Annotated in this window: 20 protein-coding genes; 13 read left to right on the top strand and 7 right to left on the bottom strand. The window is 67.0% G+C overall.

Annotated elements, in window-relative coordinates:
- The first annotated feature begins 191 nt into the window (after window positions 1–191).
- The 3 genes from CFB35_RS10195 to ldcA all read left to right on the top strand — a co-directional run bounded on the left by CFB35_RS10195 (window position 192) and on the right by ldcA (window position 2236).
- Window positions 192–593: a DnaJ family domain-containing protein gene (locus tag CFB35_RS10195; RefSeq protein ID WP_012328731.1), complete on the top strand. Its 402-nt coding sequence runs from the start codon at window positions 192–194 to the stop codon at window positions 591–593.
- An 11-nt stretch (window positions 594–604) separates the two neighbouring features.
- Window positions 605–1195, top strand: a complete 591-nt coding sequence (tadA, locus tag CFB35_RS10190; RefSeq protein ID WP_373453007.1) for a tRNA adenosine(34) deaminase TadA — start codon at window positions 605–607, stop codon at window positions 1193–1195.
- A gap of 102 nt (window positions 1196–1297) precedes the next feature.
- Window positions 1298–2236 (top strand): muramoyltetrapeptide carboxypeptidase, encoded by a 939-nt coding sequence (gene ldcA / locus CFB35_RS10185; protein WP_059608799.1) that lies wholly within the window; start codon window positions 1298–1300, stop codon window positions 2234–2236.
- 72 nt (window positions 2237–2308) lie between these two features.
- Here ldcA and CFB35_RS10180 read toward each other — a convergent pair.
- Both CFB35_RS10180 and CFB35_RS34245 read right to left on the bottom strand, forming a co-directional pair.
- Window positions 2309–3669 (bottom strand): IS3 family transposase gene (locus CFB35_RS10180; RefSeq protein WP_089465000.1). Its coding sequence is split into 2 segments (ribosomal slippage): window positions 2309–3207 and window positions 3207–3669, totalling 1362 coding nucleotides; the frame shifts between segments, so codons are not numbered across the junction.
- Window positions 3670–3717: 48 nt separating this feature from the next.
- Complete coding sequence (locus CFB35_RS34245) at window positions 3718–3945, bottom strand: hypothetical protein (RefSeq protein ID WP_143328710.1); 228 nt, start codon at window positions 3943–3945, stop codon at window positions 3718–3720.
- 55 nt (window positions 3946–4000) lie between these two features.
- Between CFB35_RS34245 and CFB35_RS10175 the strand changes: the two genes are divergently transcribed.
- The 7 genes from CFB35_RS10175 to CFB35_RS10145 all read left to right on the top strand — a co-directional run bounded on the left by CFB35_RS10175 (window position 4001) and on the right by CFB35_RS10145 (window position 10360).
- Complete coding sequence (locus tag CFB35_RS10175) at window positions 4001–4705, top strand: GntR family transcriptional regulator (RefSeq protein WP_059645461.1); 705 nt, start codon at window positions 4001–4003, stop codon at window positions 4703–4705.
- A 149-nt stretch (window positions 4706–4854) separates the two neighbouring features.
- A complete protein-coding gene (locus CFB35_RS10170; protein WP_060316689.1) occupies window positions 4855–6339 on the top strand; it encodes an NCS1 family nucleobase:cation symporter-1 in 1485 nt (494 codons plus the stop codon).
- Between the two features lie 10 nt (window positions 6340–6349).
- Window positions 6350–7141 (top strand): aspartate/glutamate racemase family protein, encoded by a 792-nt coding sequence (locus CFB35_RS10165; RefSeq protein ID WP_089464899.1) that lies wholly within the window; start codon window positions 6350–6352, stop codon window positions 7139–7141.
- 149 nt (window positions 7142–7290) lie between these two features.
- Window positions 7291–8244: an allantoinase PuuE gene (gene puuE, locus CFB35_RS10160; protein WP_059585148.1), complete on the top strand. Its 954-nt coding sequence runs from the start codon at window positions 7291–7293 to the stop codon at window positions 8242–8244.
- Window positions 8241–8762: a 2-oxo-4-hydroxy-4-carboxy-5-ureidoimidazoline decarboxylase gene (gene uraD / locus CFB35_RS10155; RefSeq protein ID WP_059585149.1), complete on the top strand. Its 522-nt coding sequence runs from the start codon at window positions 8241–8243 to the stop codon at window positions 8760–8762. The genes puuE and uraD overlap by 4 nt, the downstream gene beginning before the upstream one ends.
- Window positions 8763–8837: 75 nt before the next feature.
- Window positions 8838–9851, top strand: a complete 1014-nt coding sequence (gene alc, locus CFB35_RS10150; protein ID WP_059609106.1) for an allantoicase — start codon at window positions 8838–8840, stop codon at window positions 9849–9851.
- Window positions 9848–10360, top strand: a complete 513-nt coding sequence (locus tag CFB35_RS10145; protein ID WP_059585151.1) for an ureidoglycolate lyase — start codon at window positions 9848–9850, stop codon at window positions 10358–10360. Before alc ends, CFB35_RS10145 begins: the two co-directional genes overlap by 4 nt.
- Before the next feature lie 75 nt (window positions 10361–10435).
- Here CFB35_RS10145 and CFB35_RS10140 read toward each other — a convergent pair whose 3' ends face one another.
- Window positions 10436–11398 (bottom strand): LysR family transcriptional regulator, encoded by a 963-nt coding sequence (locus CFB35_RS10140; RefSeq protein ID WP_059585152.1) that lies wholly within the window; start codon window positions 11396–11398, stop codon window positions 10436–10438.
- 152 nt (window positions 11399–11550) lie between these two features.
- Here CFB35_RS10140 and CFB35_RS10135 point away from each other — a divergent pair, with 152 nt between their 5' ends.
- Window positions 11551–11955, top strand: a complete 405-nt coding sequence (locus CFB35_RS10135) for a RidA family protein (protein ID WP_059585153.1) — start codon at window positions 11551–11553, stop codon at window positions 11953–11955.
- Between the two features lie 161 nt (window positions 11956–12116).
- Here the strand turns inward: CFB35_RS10135 and CFB35_RS10130 are convergent, their stop codons facing one another.
- Window positions 12117–13310, bottom strand: coding sequence for a urate hydroxylase PuuD (locus CFB35_RS10130; RefSeq protein ID WP_089464898.1), 1194 nt, complete (start codon window positions 13308–13310; stop codon window positions 12117–12119).
- 53 nt (window positions 13311–13363) lie between these two features.
- On the bottom strand, window positions 13364–13717 hold the full coding sequence (gene uraH, locus CFB35_RS10125; RefSeq protein ID WP_089464897.1) for a hydroxyisourate hydrolase: 354 nt from the start codon (window positions 13715–13717) through the stop codon (window positions 13364–13366).
- A 507-nt stretch (window positions 13718–14224) separates the two neighbouring features.
- On the opposite strand from uraH, the gene CFB35_RS10115 reads away from it, so the two are divergent.
- Entirely contained in the window at window positions 14225–15637 is a 1413-nt protein-coding gene (locus CFB35_RS10115) for an 8-oxoguanine deaminase (RefSeq protein ID WP_089464895.1), read from the top strand.
- A 133-nt stretch (window positions 15638–15770) separates the two neighbouring features.
- On the opposite strand, the gene CFB35_RS10110 is transcribed toward CFB35_RS10115, so the two are convergent.
- Complete coding sequence (locus tag CFB35_RS10110) at window positions 15771–16700, bottom strand: LysR substrate-binding domain-containing protein (protein WP_006478550.1); 930 nt, start codon at window positions 16698–16700, stop codon at window positions 15771–15773.
- 210 nt (window positions 16701–16910) lie between these two features.
- Window positions 16911–17120 (bottom strand): dodecin, encoded by a 210-nt coding sequence (locus tag CFB35_RS10105; RefSeq protein ID WP_006493215.1) that lies wholly within the window; start codon window positions 17118–17120, stop codon window positions 16911–16913.
- Between the two features lie 144 nt (window positions 17121–17264).
- Here CFB35_RS10105 and CFB35_RS10100 point away from each other — a divergent pair, with 144 nt between their 5' ends.
- The gene (locus CFB35_RS10100; protein WP_059585157.1) at window positions 17265–18158 is read left to right on the top strand and encodes an NAD(P)-dependent oxidoreductase; all 894 of its coding nucleotides are present in this window, start codon (window positions 17265–17267) and stop codon (window positions 18156–18158) included.
- Window positions 18159–18170 lie beyond the last annotated feature (12 nt).

Below are 18170 nucleotides of genomic sequence, written 5' to 3'. Positions count from 1 at the left end.
CGCGCCCGTTCGGACGCGGTCGAACGGCGCTCGGCCTGCTGCGGCGCAGCAGCGCGGCAAGTGGCTGCGATCGGCGCGCATGCGCTGCGATTCGGCCCCTAAAAGCACAATATCGAGCATGTATTCGAAGGGCCTGTCATACCGGCGTCACCCTGATAGAATTCGGCCTGCCGCATTGTTCCGATTGACTGATGAGATTGCTTGACGCTCTGGTCGAACAACGTATTGCCGCCGCCGCCGCGCGGGGCGAGTTCGACGATTTGCCGGGTACCGGCGCGCCGCAGGCGCTGGATGACGACCTGCTCGTGCCCGAGGAGGTGCGGGTGGCTAACCGTATCCTGAAGAATGCGGGCTTCGTGCCGCCGGCCGTCGAACAACTGCGCGCGCTGCGCAACCTGCACGACGAGGTGCAGGCGGTCAGCGACCGCGCCGCGCGCTGCCGGCTGCAAGCGAAGATCCTCGCGCTCGACATGGCGCTCGAATCGCTGCGCGGCGGCCCGATGGTGATGCCGCGCGACTACTGCCGGCGTATCGCGGAACGCCTGTGCGAGCGCGGGCTCGACGAAGCGCCCGCCGAAGCGGGGCCGATGTGACGTCCGGCGCGCTGCCCGACGCAGCCCCTGCTGGCCTTGCGGCAGCCGCCTCGGGTGCCGAACCCGCCGCCGATTCTCCCGTTCTGGAAGCCGCGCCCATCTCGGCGCGCGATCTGCATTTCATGCGTCTTGCGCAGGCCGCCGCCGAAGAGGCGCGCGCGGCCGGCGAAGTGCCGGTCGGCGCGGTGCTCGTGCGCGGCGACGAAGTGATCGCGCGCGGCTTCAACCATCCGATCGGCGGGCACGACCCGTCCGCGCATGCCGAAATGGCCGCGCTGCGCATGGCCGCGCAGCACCTGCGGAATTACCGGATGCCCGGCTGCGAGCTGTATGTGACGCTCGAGCCGTGCCTGATGTGTGCGGGCGCGATCATGCATGCCCGCATCGCGCGGGTCGTCTATGGCGCGGCCGACCCGAAGACGGGCGCGTGCGGCAGCGTGATCGACGCATTCGCGAATCCGCAACTGAACCACCATACCGAAGTGACGGGCGGCGTGCTCGCCGACGAATGCGGCGCCGCGCTGAAGTCGTTCTTCGCCGAGCGCCGACGCGCGCTGCGCGAAGCACGGCTTGCCCGCGACGCCGAATCCGGCGCGTCATAGGCGCGTCGCCGCCGCGCCCGTCGTTGTGGGCGCGCATGGTTTCGTGAACCGCCCACGGTTCGGACCCTCTAAGCAGGTTTGACGACCCCGACACCTTTCGCCATGTCCTTCCAGCCCGCCGCGTCCTACACCATTCGCCTGCTGGCGCCGTCCGGCTATCCGCACGACCCCGACGCGATCAACCGCGCGCTCGAGCGCCTGAGCACCGCGCAGCAGCGCATCGAGAACATCGAGGCGACGCAGCGCCGCTTCCAGCGTTTCGGCGGCACCGACGGCGAGCGGGCAGGCGACCTGAACCGCCTCGCCGATCCCGCACGGCCGTTGCCGGACATCGGGCTCGCGGTGCGCGGCGGCTACGGCGCCGCGCGCATCCTGCACGGGCTCGACTATCGCGGGCTCGAACGCCGGCTGCGCGACCAGCCGGTCGCGCTCGTCGGTCACAGCGACTTCACGGCGATCCAGTTGGCGCTGTACGCGAAGGCGCGCATCAAGACGTTCGGCGGCCCGATGCTGTCGGCCGATTTCGGCGCGGAAACGCCGAGCGACTTCACGATGCAGCATTTCTGGCAGACGCTGACGCAGCCGAGCACGACGATCGTGGCCGACGCCCCGCAGGTGCAGGCGGTGAACGTGACGGGCACGCTGTGGGGCGGCAACCTCGCGATCCTCACGTCGCTGGTCGGCACGCCATACATGCCCGACATCGAGGGCGGCATCCTGTTCATCGAAGACGTCAACGAGCAGCCATTCCGGATCGAGCGGATGATCTATCAACTGCACCTGTCGGGGCTGCTCGCGCGGCAGCAGGCGCTCGTGCTCGGCCAGTTCACCGGTGCGCGGCCGTTCGAGTACGACAACGGCTACGACATGCAGGCGATGATCGACCAGGTACGGGCGGTGGTCGGGATTCCGGTCGTCACGGGGCTCCAGTTCGGCCATGTGCCCGACCTGTTGACGCTGCCGTTCGGCGCACAGGCGCAACTGGTCGCGAATGCGCACGGGTTCCGGCTCACGCTGTCGGACTATCCGCATCTCGGCTGACGCCGGCGATGCCGGCGCGATCGATCGAAAGGCGGGTTTTGAACTGACCCCGCAAAGTTGGACAGTTAAAGGCTAGGCGCCCAAGGGCTGAGTCCTGTATTGCACGGGACTCAGCCCTTTCAACTTGAGCTTGATGCGTTCGTGGTTGTAGTAGTGGATGTAGCGCTCGAGCGTGTCGCGCAAATGCTCCACGCAAGTGAAGCGATGTCCCTTGTAGCACTCGGACTTGAGCGTGCCGAAGAAGCTTTCCATCGCAGCATTGTCGAGGCAGTTCCCCTTGCGCGACATGCTTTGAGTCAGCTTGCGTCGCTTCAATTGCCGACAAAACGCCGGCATTCGGTATTGCCAGCCTTGGTCCGAATGCAATAACGGTCTGTCCGTGCGTTTGAGTTTGGCCAATGCCTTCTTCAGCATGCTGCTGACCAGCTCGAAGCTTGGGCGTCGGTCCATCTGGTAGGCCACGATCTCGCCGTTGTACAGATCCATTACCGGCGACAGATACAGCTTCTGCCCGCCGACGTTGAATTCCGTCACATCCGTTACCCACTTCTGGTTGGCCTGCGTGGCGCTGAACTGACGTTGCAACAGGTTGGGCGCGACTTTGCCGACCTCACCTCGCCACGAACGATATTTCTTCGGGCGCAGCAGGGACTTCAGCTGCAATTGCTGCATCAGCCGCTGCACAGCCTTGTGGTTGACGAGATGCCCGGTTTGCCGAATCGCAGCCGTGACGCGTCGATAGCCGTAGCGGCCCTTGTGATGGTCGAACACCGCCCGGATCCTCGCCTTGAGATCGGCATGGCGATCGCCAACGTTCAGCGTCCCGAGTTGGTAATAGAACGTGCTGCGCGCCAGACCGGCCGCCTTCAGAAGTGCCGCTACCGGATGGTGTTGCCTAAGCTCGCGCACTATTTGCGCTTTTTCTTTTGCGCTGCCTGCTTCTTCGCCAGCAGCGCATCGAGCTTTTTTAGGTAGGCCACCTCCGCACGCAGATACTCGTTTTCCTTGAGCAATTCCTCGCGTGTGCGTTCATCCGGTGAGCCGGTTTCAGTGGGTTTGGGCGGAAGTGAAGTGGCCATCTTTCGGGGGCGCCCTCGTCGGCGAGGGGACAGTGCATCGATACCGCCCTCATGATACAGGCGCTCCCAGCCGGCGACGCAGCCCGCGCCACGAATGTCGAACAAGGCCGACACCTGGCCGTATGACAACTCGTCTCGCCACATGCGCTGCAGTACCGATAGCTTGAACTCAGCATCGTAGCAAACGTGTTTCTTGCGCAACCCCGCGTTGCCATGCTCCCTGTAACTTGCCACCCAGCGCCGGATCACCGTACGCCCCACGCCGTGCCGGGCAGCCAGGGACTGGATGCCAATTCCACCGGAAAAATACTCGTCAACGATGCGTTGCTTGAACTGCTCGTTGTACTTCGTCATGAAAAACACCCCAAAGGTTGGACGGGTGTCCAACTTTTGGGGTGCAGTTCATTTCCCGCCTTTTTCTTTATGCAAATGCGCAACTAACCGTCGATATTTTTCATTGACGCCGACCTGAGTTTCGCCCGGTTTTGCACCATTTTTGTCAACAAAATCGGCGGAAGGGTATACGACGAGAAGGGCCTCCGTCTTGCCTGTGAGGCTTGATATGCATGGATTTCGTGCGCGTTGCACCGAATGCAGGCACGCCGGCGCACGCCGATTGTGCGAAATCATTCAAAAGAATTGTTGACAATCTTTATGTCCACCCTAGGATGAGGACCATCACACGATGCCGATCATGAACGAGCCCGATTCCCCTCCGTCCGGTGCGGCCAGCCCTGAAGCGATCGCCGAGCGAATCCGCACCGCGATCCTCGAGCATCGGCTCGCGCCCGGCGCGAAGCTCACGGAGGCGCAGCTCTGCGACGTGTTCGGCGTGAAGCGCGGAACGATCCGCCAGGCGCTCGCGCAGCTCGCGACCGACAAGCTGGTCGACCTGGAGCCGAACCGCGGCGCGTTCGTCGCGAGCCCGACGCTGCAGGACGTGCACGAAGTGTTCGAGATGCGCCGGATCATCGAGCTGGCCGTGGTCGAGCGGCTCGCGAGCGGCCCCGGCGCCAGGCGGCTGAAGGGCGTCGCCGCGCTGATCGACAAGGAACGCAAGGCGTTCGAGCGGCACGACTTCGCGGCGTGGATCCGGCTGTCGGGCGAATTCCATACGGCGCTTGCCGCGCTGATGGGCAATGCGACGCTCAGCGAGTGCCTCGAAGGGCTCGTCGCACGCTCGACGCTGATGTCGGCGCTGTACGAATCGCACGGGCGCAGCCCGTGCTCGTGCGACGACCACGACGAGATCCTCGCCGCGCTGGAGGCGGGCGATCCGAAGCAGGCGGTGACGCTGATGGCGCGCCACCTGCAGCATGTCGAACTGAAGATGCTGGACCGGCCCGCGCAAGGGCAGGTCGATTTGCGCGAAGTGTTCGGCGGCGCCTGAGCGGCGACGCGAACCCGGCCGCGCGCCACAGAACGAGCGAAATGCAGGCCCGCGGCGTTTGCCGAGGGCCGCTGGTCCGACTCCGGGCGACGATCCGGGGCGATATCGATGACGGTGGAGCGGCCTTGCGGCCGCGTCAAGGAGAAGTCATGGCTCAGTTCAGTGTGGCGCACGACAGCGCCTATCCGGCGGAGGAAGGCGGCGAGGGCGGTGGTCCGGCACTGCCGGATGGTTACAGCGAACGTCTGTACAACGAAGATTTGGCACCCCTTAAAAATCAGACGTGGGGTGCGTACAACATCTTCGCGTTCTGGATGTCGGACGTCCACAGCGTCGGCGGTTACGTGTTCGCGGGCAGCCTGTTCGCGCTCGGGCTGACGAGCTGGCAGGTGCTGATCGCGCTGATCGTCGGCATCGGCCTCGTGAACGCGCTGTGCAACCTGATCGCGCGGCCGAGCCAGCAGATCGGCGTGCCGTATCCGGTCGCGTGCCGCGCGACGTTCGGCGTGCTCGGCGCGAACGTGCCGGCCGTGATCCGCGGGTTGATCGCGATCGCGTGGTACGGGATCCAGACGTATCTGGCGTCGAGCGCGCTCGTGATCGTCGTGCTGAAATTCTTCCCGCAATGGCTGCCCTACGCGGACGTCCATCGCTACGGCTTTCTCGGGCTGTCGGCGGTCGGCTGGGCCGGCTTCATGCTGCTGTGGGTGCTCCAGGCGTTCGTGTTCTGGAACGGGATGGAGACGATCAAGAAGTTCATCGATTTCGCGGGCCCGGCCGTCTACGTCGTGATGTTCATCCTCGCCGGCTACATGGTGTGGCGCGCGGGCTGGCGCAACATCGGCATCAACCTCGGCGGCGTCAAGTATCACGGCGCGGAAGTGATTCCGGTGATGATCACCGCCGTGTCGCTCGTCGTGTCGTACTTCTCCGGGCCGATGCTGAACTTCGGCGATTTCTCGCGCTACTGCCGCTCGTTCGGCGACGTGAAGCGCGGCAATTTCTGGGGGCTGCCGGTCAACTTCCTCGCGTTCTCGCTCGTCACGGTGATCACCACCGCCGCGACGCTGCCGGTGTTCGGCCAGCTCATCACGGACCCGGTCGAGACGGTCGGCCGCATCGACCATCCGACCGCGGTGATCCTCGGCGCGCTGACGTTCACGATCGCGACGATCGGCATCAACATCGTCGCGAACTTCGTGTCGCCCGCGTTCGATTTCTCGAACGTCGCGCCGCGCCTGATCAGTTGGCGCGCGGGCGGGATGCTCGCCGCCGTCGCGTCGATCTTCATCACGCCGTGGAACCTGTTCAACAACCCGGCCGTGATCCACTACACGCTCGACGTGCTTGGCGCGTTCATCGGCCCGCTGTACGGCGTGCTGATCGCCGACTTCTACCTCGTCAAGCGCGGCCGCCTCGTGCGCGACGACCTGTACACGATGTCGGAAAGCGGCGCCTACTGGTATACGGGCGGCGTGAATCGCCGCGCGCTTGCCGCGCTGCTGCCGGCCGCGGTGATCGCGGTCGCCTGCGTGATGGTGCCGGGTTGGGAGGGCGTCGCGAATTTCTCGTGGTTCATCGGCGCGGGGCTCGGCTTCGTGTTCTACCGGATGCTCGCGAGCGCGAAGGCGTAAGGAGCGGGCGATGAAGATCCGACTGATCAATCCGAATACGACGCAGCGGATGACCGACGCGATGGGCCGCTGCGCGCGCGAGGTCGCGGCCGCCGGCACGGAGATCGTGGCCGTGAGCCCGCCGATGGGGCCGCCGTCGATCGAAGGGTATTACGACGAGGCGCTCGCGACGCCGGGGCTGCTTGCCGAGATCGCGCAAGGCGAGCGCGACGGTTGCGACGCGTACGTGATCGCGTGTTTCGGCGATCCAGGCCTGTATGCGGCGCGTGAGCTTGCGCGCGGGCCGGTGATCGGCATCGCCGAGGCCGCGATGCATGCGGCGAGTGTGCTCGCGCCGGGATTTTCGGTCGTGACGACGCTCGCGCGCACCTGCGGGATGGCGTGGCACCTCGCGGAGCGCTACGGGATGAAGCGGTTCTGCCGCAACGTGCGCGCGACCGATGTCGCGGTGCTCGAACTCGACCGGCCCGGCTCGGCCGCGCGCCGGATCATCGTCGACGAATGCCGGCGCGCGCTCGACGAGGACGGCGCCGACGCGATCGTGCTCGGCTGCGCGGGCATGGCCGAATTCGCGCACGAGATCGAGCAGCAGATCGGCGCGCCGGTGGTCGAGGGCGTCACGGCGGCCGTCAAGTGGGCCGAGGCGCTCGTCGCGCTGCGCCTCGCGACCGCGAAGCGCGGCGACTACGCGCGCCCGCTGCCGAAGCGCTACGACGGCGCGTTCGCCCGCTTCAGCCCGCCGGATGGCGAAGCGGCGCAGCCGGGCCCGAATTTGCCGCAACCGCACATACACACCGTCTGACACGCACTATCTGCGCCGCTGTATGGGCGCGTATGAGCGTTTTCGCTACACTGGGCCGTCATCGCATCGGCTCGTGCGGCCGGCCTCGGGCGCCGTGCAGCCGATGCGAACCCATTACTTCAGCAAGGCTTTCGCCGCACCTCGAACCCATGCCACTCGATCCCAACTATCCTCGCGACCTGATCGGCTACGGCCGCCATCCCGTGCAGGCGAACTGGCCGGGGCGCGCCCGCGTCGCCGTGCAATTCGTGCTGAACTACGAGGAGGGCGGCGAGAACTGCGTGCTGCACGGCGATCCGGGCTCCGAGCAGTTCCTGTCCGAAATCGTCGGCGCGGCCGCGTACCCGGACCGCCACATGAGCATGGAGTCGATCTACGAATACGGGTCGCGGGCCGGCGTGTGGCGCATCCTGCGCGAGTTCGAGAAGCGCGGATTGCCGCTGACGGTATTCGGCGTCGGCATGGCGATCGAGCGTCATCCGGAGCTTGCGCGCGCATTCGTCGAGCTCGGCCATGAAATCGCGTGCCACGGCTGGCGCTGGATCCACTACCAGAGCATGACGCCGGAGCTCGAAGCCGAGCACATGCGCCTCGGGATGGAGGCGATCGAGCGCGTGACGGGCGAGCGTCCGCTCGGCTGGTACACGGGCCGCGACAGCCCCAATACGCACCGCCTGGTCGCCGAATACGGCGGCTTCCTGTACGACTCCGACAACTACGGCGACGACCTGCCGTTCTGGATGGACGTCGAGGTGTCGGGCGGCCGCACGTCGCCGCAACTGATCGTGCCGTACACGCTCGACACGAACGACATGCGTTTCGCGACGCCGCAGGGCTTCAACACCGGCGACCACTTCTTCCAGTACCTGCGCGACGCCTTCGACGTGCTGTATGCGGAGGGCGACGAGGCGCCGAAGATGCTGTCGATCGGCATGCACTGCCGGCTGCTCGGCCGGCCGGGCCGGTTCCGCGGGCTGCAGCGTTTTCTCGACCACATCGAGCAGCACGATCGCGTATGGGTGACGCGCCGTGTCGATATCGCGCGTCACTGGCGTGAACATCATCCGTATCAGCCCAATCATCGAAACGAAGGGAAAGCATGAAGGCGATGCGTTACACGTTGGAGCAACTGAACACGATGGCGCCCGGCGCATTCGTCGCGGCGCTGTCGGGGATCTTCGAACATTCGCCGTGGGTGGCCGAGGTCGCCGCGGGCAAGCGGCCGTTCGCGAGCATCGACGCGCTGCACGAGACGATGTCGGATGCGGTGGAAACCGGTGGCGAAGCGCGCCAGCTCGCCCTGATCAACGCCCACCCGGAGCTGGCCGGCAAGGCCGCCGTGCGCGGCGAGCTGACGGCCGAGTCGACCCGCGAGCAGAGCGGCGCGGGCCTCGACCAGTGCACGCAGGAAGAATTCGACAAGCTGCTGACGCTGAACCGCACGTATCGCGAGAAATTCGGCTTCCCGTTCATCCTCGCGGTGCGCGGCTATGACCGGCACGGCATCATCGCGAACTTCGAGTCGCGCGTGAATCATTCGCGCGACGAGGAGCTGCGCGCGAGCCTCGACCAGATCTACCGGATCGCGCGCTTTCGCCTCGACGACCTGATCGACGCCTGACCTCGACGCCTGACACCGCACTCTGGGCCGCCGCGTCGCGGCGGCCCGATCGCCTCACTGAAACAAGGAAACATCATGGCTGTTCCGCTTCTCGATCCGAACGCACCCGATTTCACGCGGCGCTACGTGAACCTTGCCGACCCGCGTCTCGGTGCGCAGGCGCTCGAGGCCAGCGACGATTTCTTCGCGCCGAAGGAGCGGATGCTGAACCCCGAGCCGGCCGTCTTCATTCCCGGCAAGTACGACGATCACGGCAAGTGGATGGACGGCTGGGAAACGCGCCGCAAGCGTACGACCGGCTACGACTGGTGCATCGTCAAGCTCGCGCGGCCGGGCGTGATCAAGGGCTTCGACATCGACACGAGCCACTTCACCGGCAACTTTCCGCCGGCCGCGTCGATCGAGGCCGCGTTCGTGGCCGACGGCGCGCCGACGCAGGCGACCGACTGGGTCGAGATCGTGCCGTCGACGACGCTGCAGGGCAACAGCCACCACTACGTCGAAGCGAGCGACGCGCGTGCGTTCACGCACCTGCGCGTGAACATCTACCCGGACGGCGGCATCGCGCGCCTGCGCGTGTACGGCCAGCCGCAGCTCGACTGGGCCGGCGCGAGCGCGACCGAGCAGTTCGATCTCGCGGCGATGGAAAACGGCGGCTACGTGGTGGCCGCGAACAACCAGCACTTCGGCGTCGCGTCGAACCTGCTGCTGCCGGGCCGCGGCGTGAACATGGGCGACGGCTGGGAAACCCGCCGCCGCCGCGAGCCCGGCAACGACTGGGCGATCATCGCGCTCGCGCAGCCGGGCGTGATCCGCAAGATCGAAGTCGATACCGCGTTCTTCAAGGGCAACTACCCGGACCGCTGCTCGATCCAGGCCGCGTACGTGTCGGGCGGCACCGACAGCTCGCTGATCACGCAGTCGATGTTCTGGCCGGTGCTGCTCGGCGAGCAGAAGCTGCAGATGGACAAGCAGCACTACTTCGAACATGAGATCGCGTCGCTCGGCCCGGTCACGCACGTGCGGCTGAACATCATTCCGGACGGCGGCGTGTCGCGCCTGCGCCTGTGGGGGACGCTCGACAAATGAAGACGCTTGCCATCGAACCGCTGACCAGGGAAGCCTTCGCGCCGTTCGGCGACGTGATCGAAACGGAAGGGGCGAAGCAGATCCCGATCAACCTCGGCACGACGATCCGCTTTCACGATCTCGCGAAAGTCGACGTGGCCGACGAAGGCGGCCGCCCGCTCGTCAACCTGTTTCGCGGCCAGCCGCGCACGCTGCCGTTCGAAGTGAAGATGCTGGAGCGGCACCCGCTCGGCAGTCAGGCGTTCGTGCCGCTGAACGACCGGCCGTATCTCGTCGTCGTCGCGCCGGCGGGCGATCTCGATCCGGCGAAGATCCGCGCGTTCGTCACGAGCGGCTGGCAGGGCGTGAACTACGCGAAGGGCGTGTGGCATCACCCGCTGATCGCGCTCGGCGGCGTCAGCGACTTCATCGTCGTCGATCGCGGCGGCGACGGCCTGAACCTGAACGAGCAGGATCTGCCGGAATCGCTGTGGCTCACCGACGACGCGCTGCATGCATTGACGGCCTGAGTCGCGCCGATCGTCCGTCGATCGAAACCCGCGCGATTCGCGCGGGTTTTTTCATGCGCGTCGTTTTCAGGCGAATCAGGCCGCCGCGCCCTTGCGCGTGTCGCGCGCACCCTGACCGCGGCGGCGGCTCGCGACCGGCGCATGCCGCGCCATCAGCTCGGCCACCCAGTCGACGAATACGCGCAGCTTCGCGCTGACGTGCCGGTTCGGCGGGAAGGCGACATACATCGGCATCGGTTCGAGTTGCCACTGCTCGAACAGCGGCACCAGCTCGCCGCTCGCGCGATGCGCGGCGGCCATGTAGTCCGGCAGCCACAGGATGCCGAGCCCCGCGAGGCCGGCTTCGAGGTACGCATTGCCGTCGTCGACCGCGAGCACGTAGCGCCCGCGCACGTTGACCCGCTCGCCGTCGCGTGCCATCGCGAACGGCAGCGTCTTGCCGGTGCGCGCCCACAGAAAGCCGACGACCCGGTGATGCGTTTCTTCGAGCTCGGCCGGATGCGACGGCGTGCCGGCGCGCGCGAGATAGGCGGGCGATGCGTACACGCCGAGCCGCAGGTCGCCGATGTGGCGTGCGACCAGCGCGCGGTCGGTCGGCTCGCCGCCGCGCACGACGCAATCGACGTTTTCGCCGATCACGTCGACCACGCGGTCGCTCACGCCCATGTCGAGCTGGATGTCCGGATGGCGCGCATGAAACGCGGGAAGCGCCGGGATCAGGATCAGGCGCGCGAACGGGGTCGGCACGTCCACCCGCAGCCGCCCGCGCGGCGACGCCGACGCCGCGGACAGGCTCGTTTCGGCATCGTCCATGTCGGCCAGCAGCCGCACGACGCGCTCGTAGTATGCGGCGCCGTCCGCGGTGACGACGACCTTGCGGGTCGTGCGATTGAACAATTTCACGCGCAGTCGCGCCTCGAGCTGCTGCACCAGTTGCGTGACGGTGGTGCGGCTCATGTGCAGCGTGTCGGCTGCCTTCGTGAAGCTGCCGGCTTCCACCACGCGGGCGAACGCCTGCATTGCGTCGAATCGATCCATCGGGTCGGGGCTCCGCGTCGGTCGCAGATTGTTTGGGGCGAGCAAACAGTGTTGGACAGGGTTGCCGGTTTATCCGCCGCGCAACGGTCCTTAAAGTGCCTCCATCGTTGATGCAAGGGCATGTCGCCCGACAAGACCGATGGAGGTGTCGAATGGCAAAGCGTAGCGTAGTTTTCCCGCCGGGTCGCCAGGCGCTGTACGACCGCAACCGTTACTCGCCGGCGCTGCGCTCGAACGGCTTCCTGTTCGTGTCCGGGCAGGTCGGCAGCCGAGAGGACGGTTCGCCCGAGCCGGAACTCGGCGCGCAGGTCCGCCGCGCGTTCGACAACCTGAATGCGGTGCTGCGGGCGGCCGGCTGCACGTTCGACGACGTCGTCGACGTGACGGTGTTCCTCGTCGATCCCGAGGCGACGTTCGAGCGCGTCTGGGAAATCGTGCCCGAATACTGGGGCGATGCACCGCATCCGACGCTGACCGCCGTCGGCGTGACCTGGCTGTACGGCTTCCAGTTCGAGATCAAGGCGATCGCGCGGCTGCCGGAGACGGTCGACGCGTGAGTCGAGCGTTGCGGTTCGACGTTCCGCGAAGCGGACGACGCGATGCGCGACTGACGCGCGAAGCGCATTCAGCTCCGCGCGGGCAAAAAAACGGGCCCGTCACCGGGCCCGAGAACGAGAGGCTGGCGCCGGCGAATGATTTCCGGTGCCCGGCGGGCGGCTTACTTGACCGCGCCGCCCTCGAACCACGCGGCGAGCTTCGTTCGCTCGTCGTCGGTCATGTGCGTGACGTTGCCGATCGGCATCGCCTTCAGGCGCACGGCCTGGTCGTAGATGCGCTGCGCGTTCTTCGACACTTCGTCGGGCGTGTCGAACATCACGCCGGCGGGCGCGCTGCCCATCAGCGTCGGCTTGGCCGAGTGGCACGCGACGCAGCGCTGCTGCAGGATCGGCATGATGTCGTTGATCACGATCTTCGGTGCGTTGGCCGCTTGCGCTTCCGGCGCCACCGGCTTCGGCATCGTCCACACCAGCGCGCCCGACAGCAGCGCGACGCCGCCGATCGGCAGGTACCACAGCTGCTTGCCGCGGTGGCGCATCACGAAGAACTGGCGAATCAGCGCGCCGGCCAGCATGATCAGCACGAGCACGACCCAGTTGAACTTGTTCGTGTACGTCATCGCATAGTGGTTCGACAGCATCGCGAACACGACCGGCAGCGTGAAGTAGGTGTTGTGCACCGAGCGCTGCTTGCCGCGCTTGCCGTAGATCGGATTCGGTTCCTCGCCCTTGAGCATCTTGTCGACCATCTTGCGCTGGCCCGGGATGATCACGAAGAACACGTTCGCCGACATGATCGTCGCGAGCATCGCGCCGACGATCAGGTAGGCGGCCCGGCCCGAGAAGATGTGGCATGCGAGGTACGCGGCGATGACGACGTACAGGCCCACGCAGATGCCGAGCACGCGGTCGTTGGTGCCGAGGATGCGGCACAGCGAGTCGTAGACGATCCAGCCGGCCGCGAGGAAGCCGAGCGCGGAGGCGACGGCGACGACCGGGCCCATGTCGAGCACGTTCTTGTCGATCAGGTACGTGTTCGGGGCGAGCAGGTACAGCACGAAGAACAGCGTGAAGCCCGACAGCCACGTCGTGTACGACGGCCACTTCGACCAGTGCAGGTCGTCCGGCATTTCCGGCGGGGCGACCGTGTACTTCTGCATGTTGTAGAAACCGCCGCCGTGGACGTGCCACAGCTCGCCGAACACGCCGCGCTTGCGCTGGTTCGCGTCGGTCGGCGGTTTCAGGCTGTTGTCGAGCGCGACGAAATAGAACGACTCGCCGATCCACGCGATGGCGACGATGACGTGCAGCCATCGCAGCGCGAGGTTCAGCCAGTCGGTGATGAAGCCTTCCATGAAACTCCTCCAGACTCAGATCGTTTGTCTTGATGCGGGCGCTGATTCGTCTGTCAGCTGCCGCGATAGGTGCTGTACGACCACGGCGACACGAGCAGCGGCACGTGGTAGTGCGCGCCGGTGTCGGCGATGCCGAAGCGCAGCACGACGCGGTCGACGAAGCGGGGTTCGGGCACCTTCACGCCGAGCGACGCGAAGTAGTCGCCGGCATGGAACACGAGTTCGTATTCGCCGGCGGCGAGCGCGGGGCCTTCGAGCAGCGGTTCGTCGCAGCGGCCGTCGCTATTGGTCAGCACGGTCTTGATCGCGCGGCGCGATTCGCCGTCCAGCGCGTAGAGGTCGACCTTGATGGCCGCGCCGGGACGGCCGTGCGCCGTATCGAGTACGTGGGTAGTGAGCTTTCCCATTCGTTGTGTCCTTGTGTGAATGCGAGGTTCGGCGGCGACCCGATCCATGACTGTGCGGCGGATCGAGGCTCCACGTCACGTGGCTACATACCCGTCGGCGAGCGTGAAGCGAGCGCCGTGCAGGCATTGTAAAAAGGTTCCCCGTGCAAATACGTGCGCGATATCGAAGATAATGCGCCGCGCATGAGCGGCTGTCGACGGCCCGCCCGACAGGGCTTCGCGCGTGGATGCCGGGCGCCCGGCGGGGCGGCGGGCGGCGTACCATACCGAATCCCTGAAGGACGGTATTCGGGATCGCGCATTGTGCGCGGCGCGCGCTTGGGCGATCCTCCCGCCGTGCGCGTCGGCCCGTGGCCCGCGCGTACCCCGAAGACGGCGAGCACGCCGGGTAACCGGGCCAGGGCGTTCGAACGGACGCAGGCACCGGGGCGTGCCGCGATTCAGCGTTCGAACGGCTGTGTGACCGCCTCCAGGGCAACCCGGGAGGCAGACCGACGCGGAGAACGCATGAATCTCGAGCAGCACGCCGGCGCACGCGCGCCGAACCCCACCTCATCCCGCCCGACGACGCTGCTGGTCAAGCACGCCGACGTGCTCGTGACCATGGACGACACGCGCCGCGAGCTGCGCGACGCGGGGCTCTACATCGAAGACAACCGGATCGTCGCGGTCGGCCCGAGCGCCGAGCTGCCCGACACGGCCGACGAAGTGCTCGACCTGCGCGGCCACCTCGTGATCCCGGGGCTCGTGAACACGCATCACCACATGTACCAGAGCCTCACGCGCGCGGTGCCGGCCGCGCAGAACGCCGAACTGTTCGGCTGGCTCACGAACCTGTACCGGATCTGGGCGCACCTGACGCCCGAGATGATCGAGGTGTCGACGCTCACCGCGATGGCCGAGCTGCTGCAGTCGGGCTGCACGACGTCGAGCGACCATCTGTACATCTATCCGAACGGCAGCCGGCTCGACGACAGCATCGGCGCCGCGCGGCGGATCGGCATGCGCTTTCACGCGAGCCGCGGCGCGATGAGCGTCGGCCAGCGCGACGGCGGGCTGCCGCCCGACTCGGTCGTCGAGCGCGAACCCGATATCCTGCGCGACACGCAGCGCCTGATCGAGACCTATCACGACGAAGGGCGCTACGCGATGCTGCGCGTGGTGGTCGCGCCGTGCTCGCCATTCTCGGTGAGCCGCGAGTTGATGCGCGACGCGGCCGTGCTCGCGCGCGAATACGGCGTGTCGCTGCACACGCACCTCGCGGAGAACGTCAACGATATCGCATACAGCCGCGAGAAGTTCGGGATGACGCCGGCCGAATACGCGGAAGACCTCGGCTGGGTCGGCCACGACGTGTGGCATGCGCACTGCGTGCAGCTCGACGATGCGGGCATCGGCCTGTTCGCGCGCACCGGCACGGGTGTCGCGCATTGCCCGTGCTCGAACATGCGGCTCGCGTCTGGCATCGCGCCGGTGAAGAAGATGCGGCTCGCAGGCGTGCCGGTGGGGCTCGGCGTCGACGGTTCCGCGTCGAACGACGGCGCGCAGATGGTCGCCGAGGTACGCCAGGCGCTGCTGTTGCAGCGCGTCGGCTTCGGGCCCGACGCGATGACCGCGCGCGAAGCGCTCGAGATCGCGACGCTCGGCGGCGCGAAGGTGCTGAACCGCGACGACATCGGCGCGCTGAGACCCGGCATGGCCGCGGATTTCGCCGCGTTCGACCTGCGTCAGCCGCTGTTCGCGGGCGCGCTGCACGATCCGGTCGCGGCGCTCGTGTTCTGCGCGCCGTCGCAGACGGCGTACACGGTGGTGAACGGCAAGGCGGTGGTGCGCGAAGGGCGGCTGGCGACGCTCGATCTGCCGCCCGTGATCGAGCGCCACAACGCGCTTGCGCACGCGCTCGTGGAAGCGTCGCGCTGACGCGTCGGCGCGGAGGTCGCGCAGCACGTTACGGATCGGGTGCGCGGCCGTGGCGGCCACCGCCCGCCGCGCAACCCGCCGCGGCCACGCGCAACGGCGTGACCGGCGCGCGCGCGGGGCGCGCCCTGTGCGCTTACGCCTCGATCAGCGTGCGGGTGGCTTCGGCGACGAGGCTGCGCAGCCAGCGCACTTCGTCGGAGTAATGGCAGCGCTCGTGCCACAGCTGGTAGTACTGCATCGGCGGGAAGTCGAGCGGCGCGGGCACGACCGACAACGGCAGGAACTTCGCGTAATGATCGGCGAACAGCCGCGTGGTCGTGAAGATCAGGTCCGACTTCACGAGCACGTAAGGCGCGAGGTTGAAGTACGGCAGCGTGACGACCACGTGGCGCTTGAGCCGTTCGCGCGCGAGATGCACGTCGATCGCGCCGCGCTGGCCGACCGAGTACGGCGTCGGCGCGAGATGCGGCGCGTTCAGGTACTGGTCGAGCGTGAGCCCGCCGCGCTTCGCGAACGGGTGCGTGTTGCTCATCAGGCAGACGATTTCGTCGACGAACAGGTTCGACAGGTGCAGTTGCTCGGGCGGCTCGGGCCAGTTGCCGACGACGATGTCGAGCTTGCCGTCTTCCAGCGCGAGCTCGTAGTCGAACGCGGGGCCGAGCGAGTGGAACTCGAGCGTCGCATTCGGCGCGGCCAGGCGAAAGCGTTCGACGACGGTCGGCACGAACAGCACGTTCAGGTAGTCGGGGCAGCCGATCCGGTAGCAGCGGATCGACGTGGCCGGATCGAAGTTGTGCTGCTGGAACTTGATGCGCTCGATTTCGCGCAGTGCGTTCTGCACGGGCTCGAGCAGGCGCAGCCCGTATTCGGTCGGCACCATGCCGGATTTGCCGCGCACCAGCAGCGGATCGCCGGTGATGTCGCGCAGGCGCCGCAGCGCGGCGCTGATCGCCGGTTGCGACTGGTTCAGTTTGACGGCCGCGCGCGTGACGCTGCGCTCCATCAACAAGGTGTGCAAGACGCGCAAGAGGTACGTGTCGATCGCCTCGCGTTGCTGACTCATGTTATCTCCGGGTTATATGGCTGGGCTGATCGATGAGTGGGTGGGGTATATCGTTTTTAATATGAACGAAAATCAGCGTCAAGAGATGGATACCCGCAGGTATCCGCCGGCCGGGCCGCGACAAGGGGCCTGAACGGATGGGCGCGCGGCGCCGCGCGGATCCGTATTGCGCGGATCCGGACCGCGGCGCGACGGGTGGCGACGGGTGCGTCAGTCGTCGATGCGCATGCCGACCTTCAGCGTGACCTGCCAGTGCACGACCTGATCGCCTTCGATGTGGCCGCGCGTTTCGGTCACCTGGAACCAGTGCAGGTTGTGCAGCGTCTTGCCGGCTTTCGAGATCGCGTTGCGAATCGCGTCGTCGCTCGATTGCCGCGACGATCCGGTCAGCTCGATCATCTTGTACACGTGGTCGCTCATGATGCCTCCCTGGGATATCGATCTGTTTTGCCGGTGCAAGGCGCGGTCCCGCTTCGGTCCCGCTACGGTCCCGCGTGCGTGCCCGGCTTCTTGAGTGATAGGTATGATGGGCGGCAACTGCAACCCATATCGGAGACGACGAACGTGGAAGTCGGATTTTGCGGACCGGGATTGATGGGCGCGCCGATGATTCGGCATTTGCTGGCGGCCGGGCATCGCGTGAGCGTGTGGAACCGCTCGCGCGAGAAGGCCGAGGCGCTGGTGAAGGACGGCGCGCAGGTGGTCGGCACGCCGCGCGAGCTGGCCGAACGCGTCGAGACGGCGTTCGTGTGCGTGCTCGACGGCCGGGCGGTCGGCGACGTCGTGTTCGGCGAGCACGGGCTGCTTTCCGGTGACGCGAGCGCGCGCCGCGTGCGGCGCATCGTCGATCATTCGAGCATTCCGCCCGCCGTCACGCGCGATTATGCGACGCGTGCGGCCGCGCTCGGCGTCGGCTGGGTCGATGCGCCGGTGTCCGGCGGCGTGCCGGGCGCGCAGGCCGGCACGCTCGCGGTGATGGCCGGCGGCCGCGCGGCCGATCTCGACGCGGTGCGCCCGTTGATCGATACGTACGCGTCGCGCATCACGCACATGGGCGACGCGGGGGCGGGCCAGACGGCGAAACTGTGCAACCAGGCGATCGTCACCGCGACGGTCACCGCGATCGCCGAGGCGGTCGGCCTGGCGCAGGCGAGCGGCATCGACGCCGCGCGTCTGGCCGAGGCGCTGGCCGGCGGATGGGCCGATTCGGTGCTGCTGCAGACCTTCGTGCCGCGCATGACGTCGGGGGGCCATCCTGCGATCGGCGCGCTGAGTACGTTTCAAAAGGATGTCGACGCCATCGCGGACGCCGCGCGCGACACGGGCGCGGTGATGCCCGTGTCGGCCACCGTGCAGCAGGTGCTGAGGCTCGGCGCCGCGCAGGGGCTCGCCGGCGCCGATTTCGCCGCGTTCATCGACATCGTGCGGCCGGGCAACGGTCGCCGGCAGGCGCCGTGACGGGCAAGCAGG

The sequence above is a fragment of the Burkholderia sp. AU16482 genome (assembly GCF_002223285.1).
In the GTDB taxonomy this organism is placed as follows: Bacteria; Pseudomonadota; Gammaproteobacteria; order Burkholderiales; family Burkholderiaceae; genus Burkholderia; species Burkholderia semiarida.
This window is presented reverse-complemented; position numbering and strand designations above follow the sequence as displayed.

Excerpts from the sequence above, each read along its gene's own strand:
- CFB35_RS10195 (WP_012328731.1), top strand. The coding sequence starts at position 192 with ATGAGATTGCTTGACGCTCTGGTCGAACAACGTATTGCCGCCGCCGCC.
- CFB35_RS10175 (WP_059645461.1), top strand. The coding sequence starts at position 4,001 with ATGCCGATCATGAACGAGCCCGATTCCCCTCCGTCCGGTGCGGCCAGC.
- uraH (WP_089464897.1), bottom strand. The coding sequence starts at position 13,717 with ATGGGAAAGCTCACTACCCACGTACTCGATACGGCGCACGGCCGTCCC.
- alc (WP_059609106.1), top strand. The coding sequence starts at position 8,838 with ATGGCTGTTCCGCTTCTCGATCCGAACGCACCCGATTTCACGCGGCGC.
- CFB35_RS10115 (WP_089464895.1), top strand. The coding sequence starts at position 14,225 with ATGAATCTCGAGCAGCACGCCGGCGCACGCGCGCCGAACCCCACCTCA.
- CFB35_RS10145 (WP_059585151.1), top strand. The coding sequence starts at position 9,848 with ATGAAGACGCTTGCCATCGAACCGCTGACCAGGGAAGCCTTCGCGCCG.
- puuE (WP_059585148.1), top strand. The coding sequence starts at position 7,291 with ATGCCACTCGATCCCAACTATCCTCGCGACCTGATCGGCTACGGCCGC.
- CFB35_RS10110 (WP_006478550.1), bottom strand. The coding sequence starts at position 16,700 with ATGAGTCAGCAACGCGAGGCGATCGACACGTACCTCTTGCGCGTCTTG.
- CFB35_RS10170 (WP_060316689.1), top strand. The coding sequence starts at position 4,855 with ATGGCTCAGTTCAGTGTGGCGCACGACAGCGCCTATCCGGCGGAGGAA.
- ldcA (WP_059608799.1), top strand. The coding sequence starts at position 1,298 with ATGTCCTTCCAGCCCGCCGCGTCCTACACCATTCGCCTGCTGGCGCCG.
- uraD (WP_059585149.1), top strand. The coding sequence starts at position 8,241 with ATGAAGGCGATGCGTTACACGTTGGAGCAACTGAACACGATGGCGCCC.
- CFB35_RS10140 (WP_059585152.1), bottom strand. The coding sequence starts at position 11,398 with ATGGATCGATTCGACGCAATGCAGGCGTTCGCCCGCGTGGTGGAAGCC.
- CFB35_RS10165 (WP_089464899.1), top strand. The coding sequence starts at position 6,350 with ATGAAGATCCGACTGATCAATCCGAATACGACGCAGCGGATGACCGAC.
- CFB35_RS10105 (WP_006493215.1), bottom strand. The coding sequence starts at position 17,120 with ATGAGCGACCACGTGTACAAGATGATCGAGCTGACCGGATCGTCGCGG.
- CFB35_RS34245 (WP_143328710.1), bottom strand. The coding sequence starts at position 3,945 with ATGATTTCGCACAATCGGCGTGCGCCGGCGTGCCTGCATTCGGTGCAA.
- CFB35_RS10135 (WP_059585153.1), top strand. The coding sequence starts at position 11,551 with ATGGCAAAGCGTAGCGTAGTTTTCCCGCCGGGTCGCCAGGCGCTGTAC.
- CFB35_RS10130 (WP_089464898.1), bottom strand. The coding sequence starts at position 13,310 with ATGGAAGGCTTCATCACCGACTGGCTGAACCTCGCGCTGCGATGGCTG.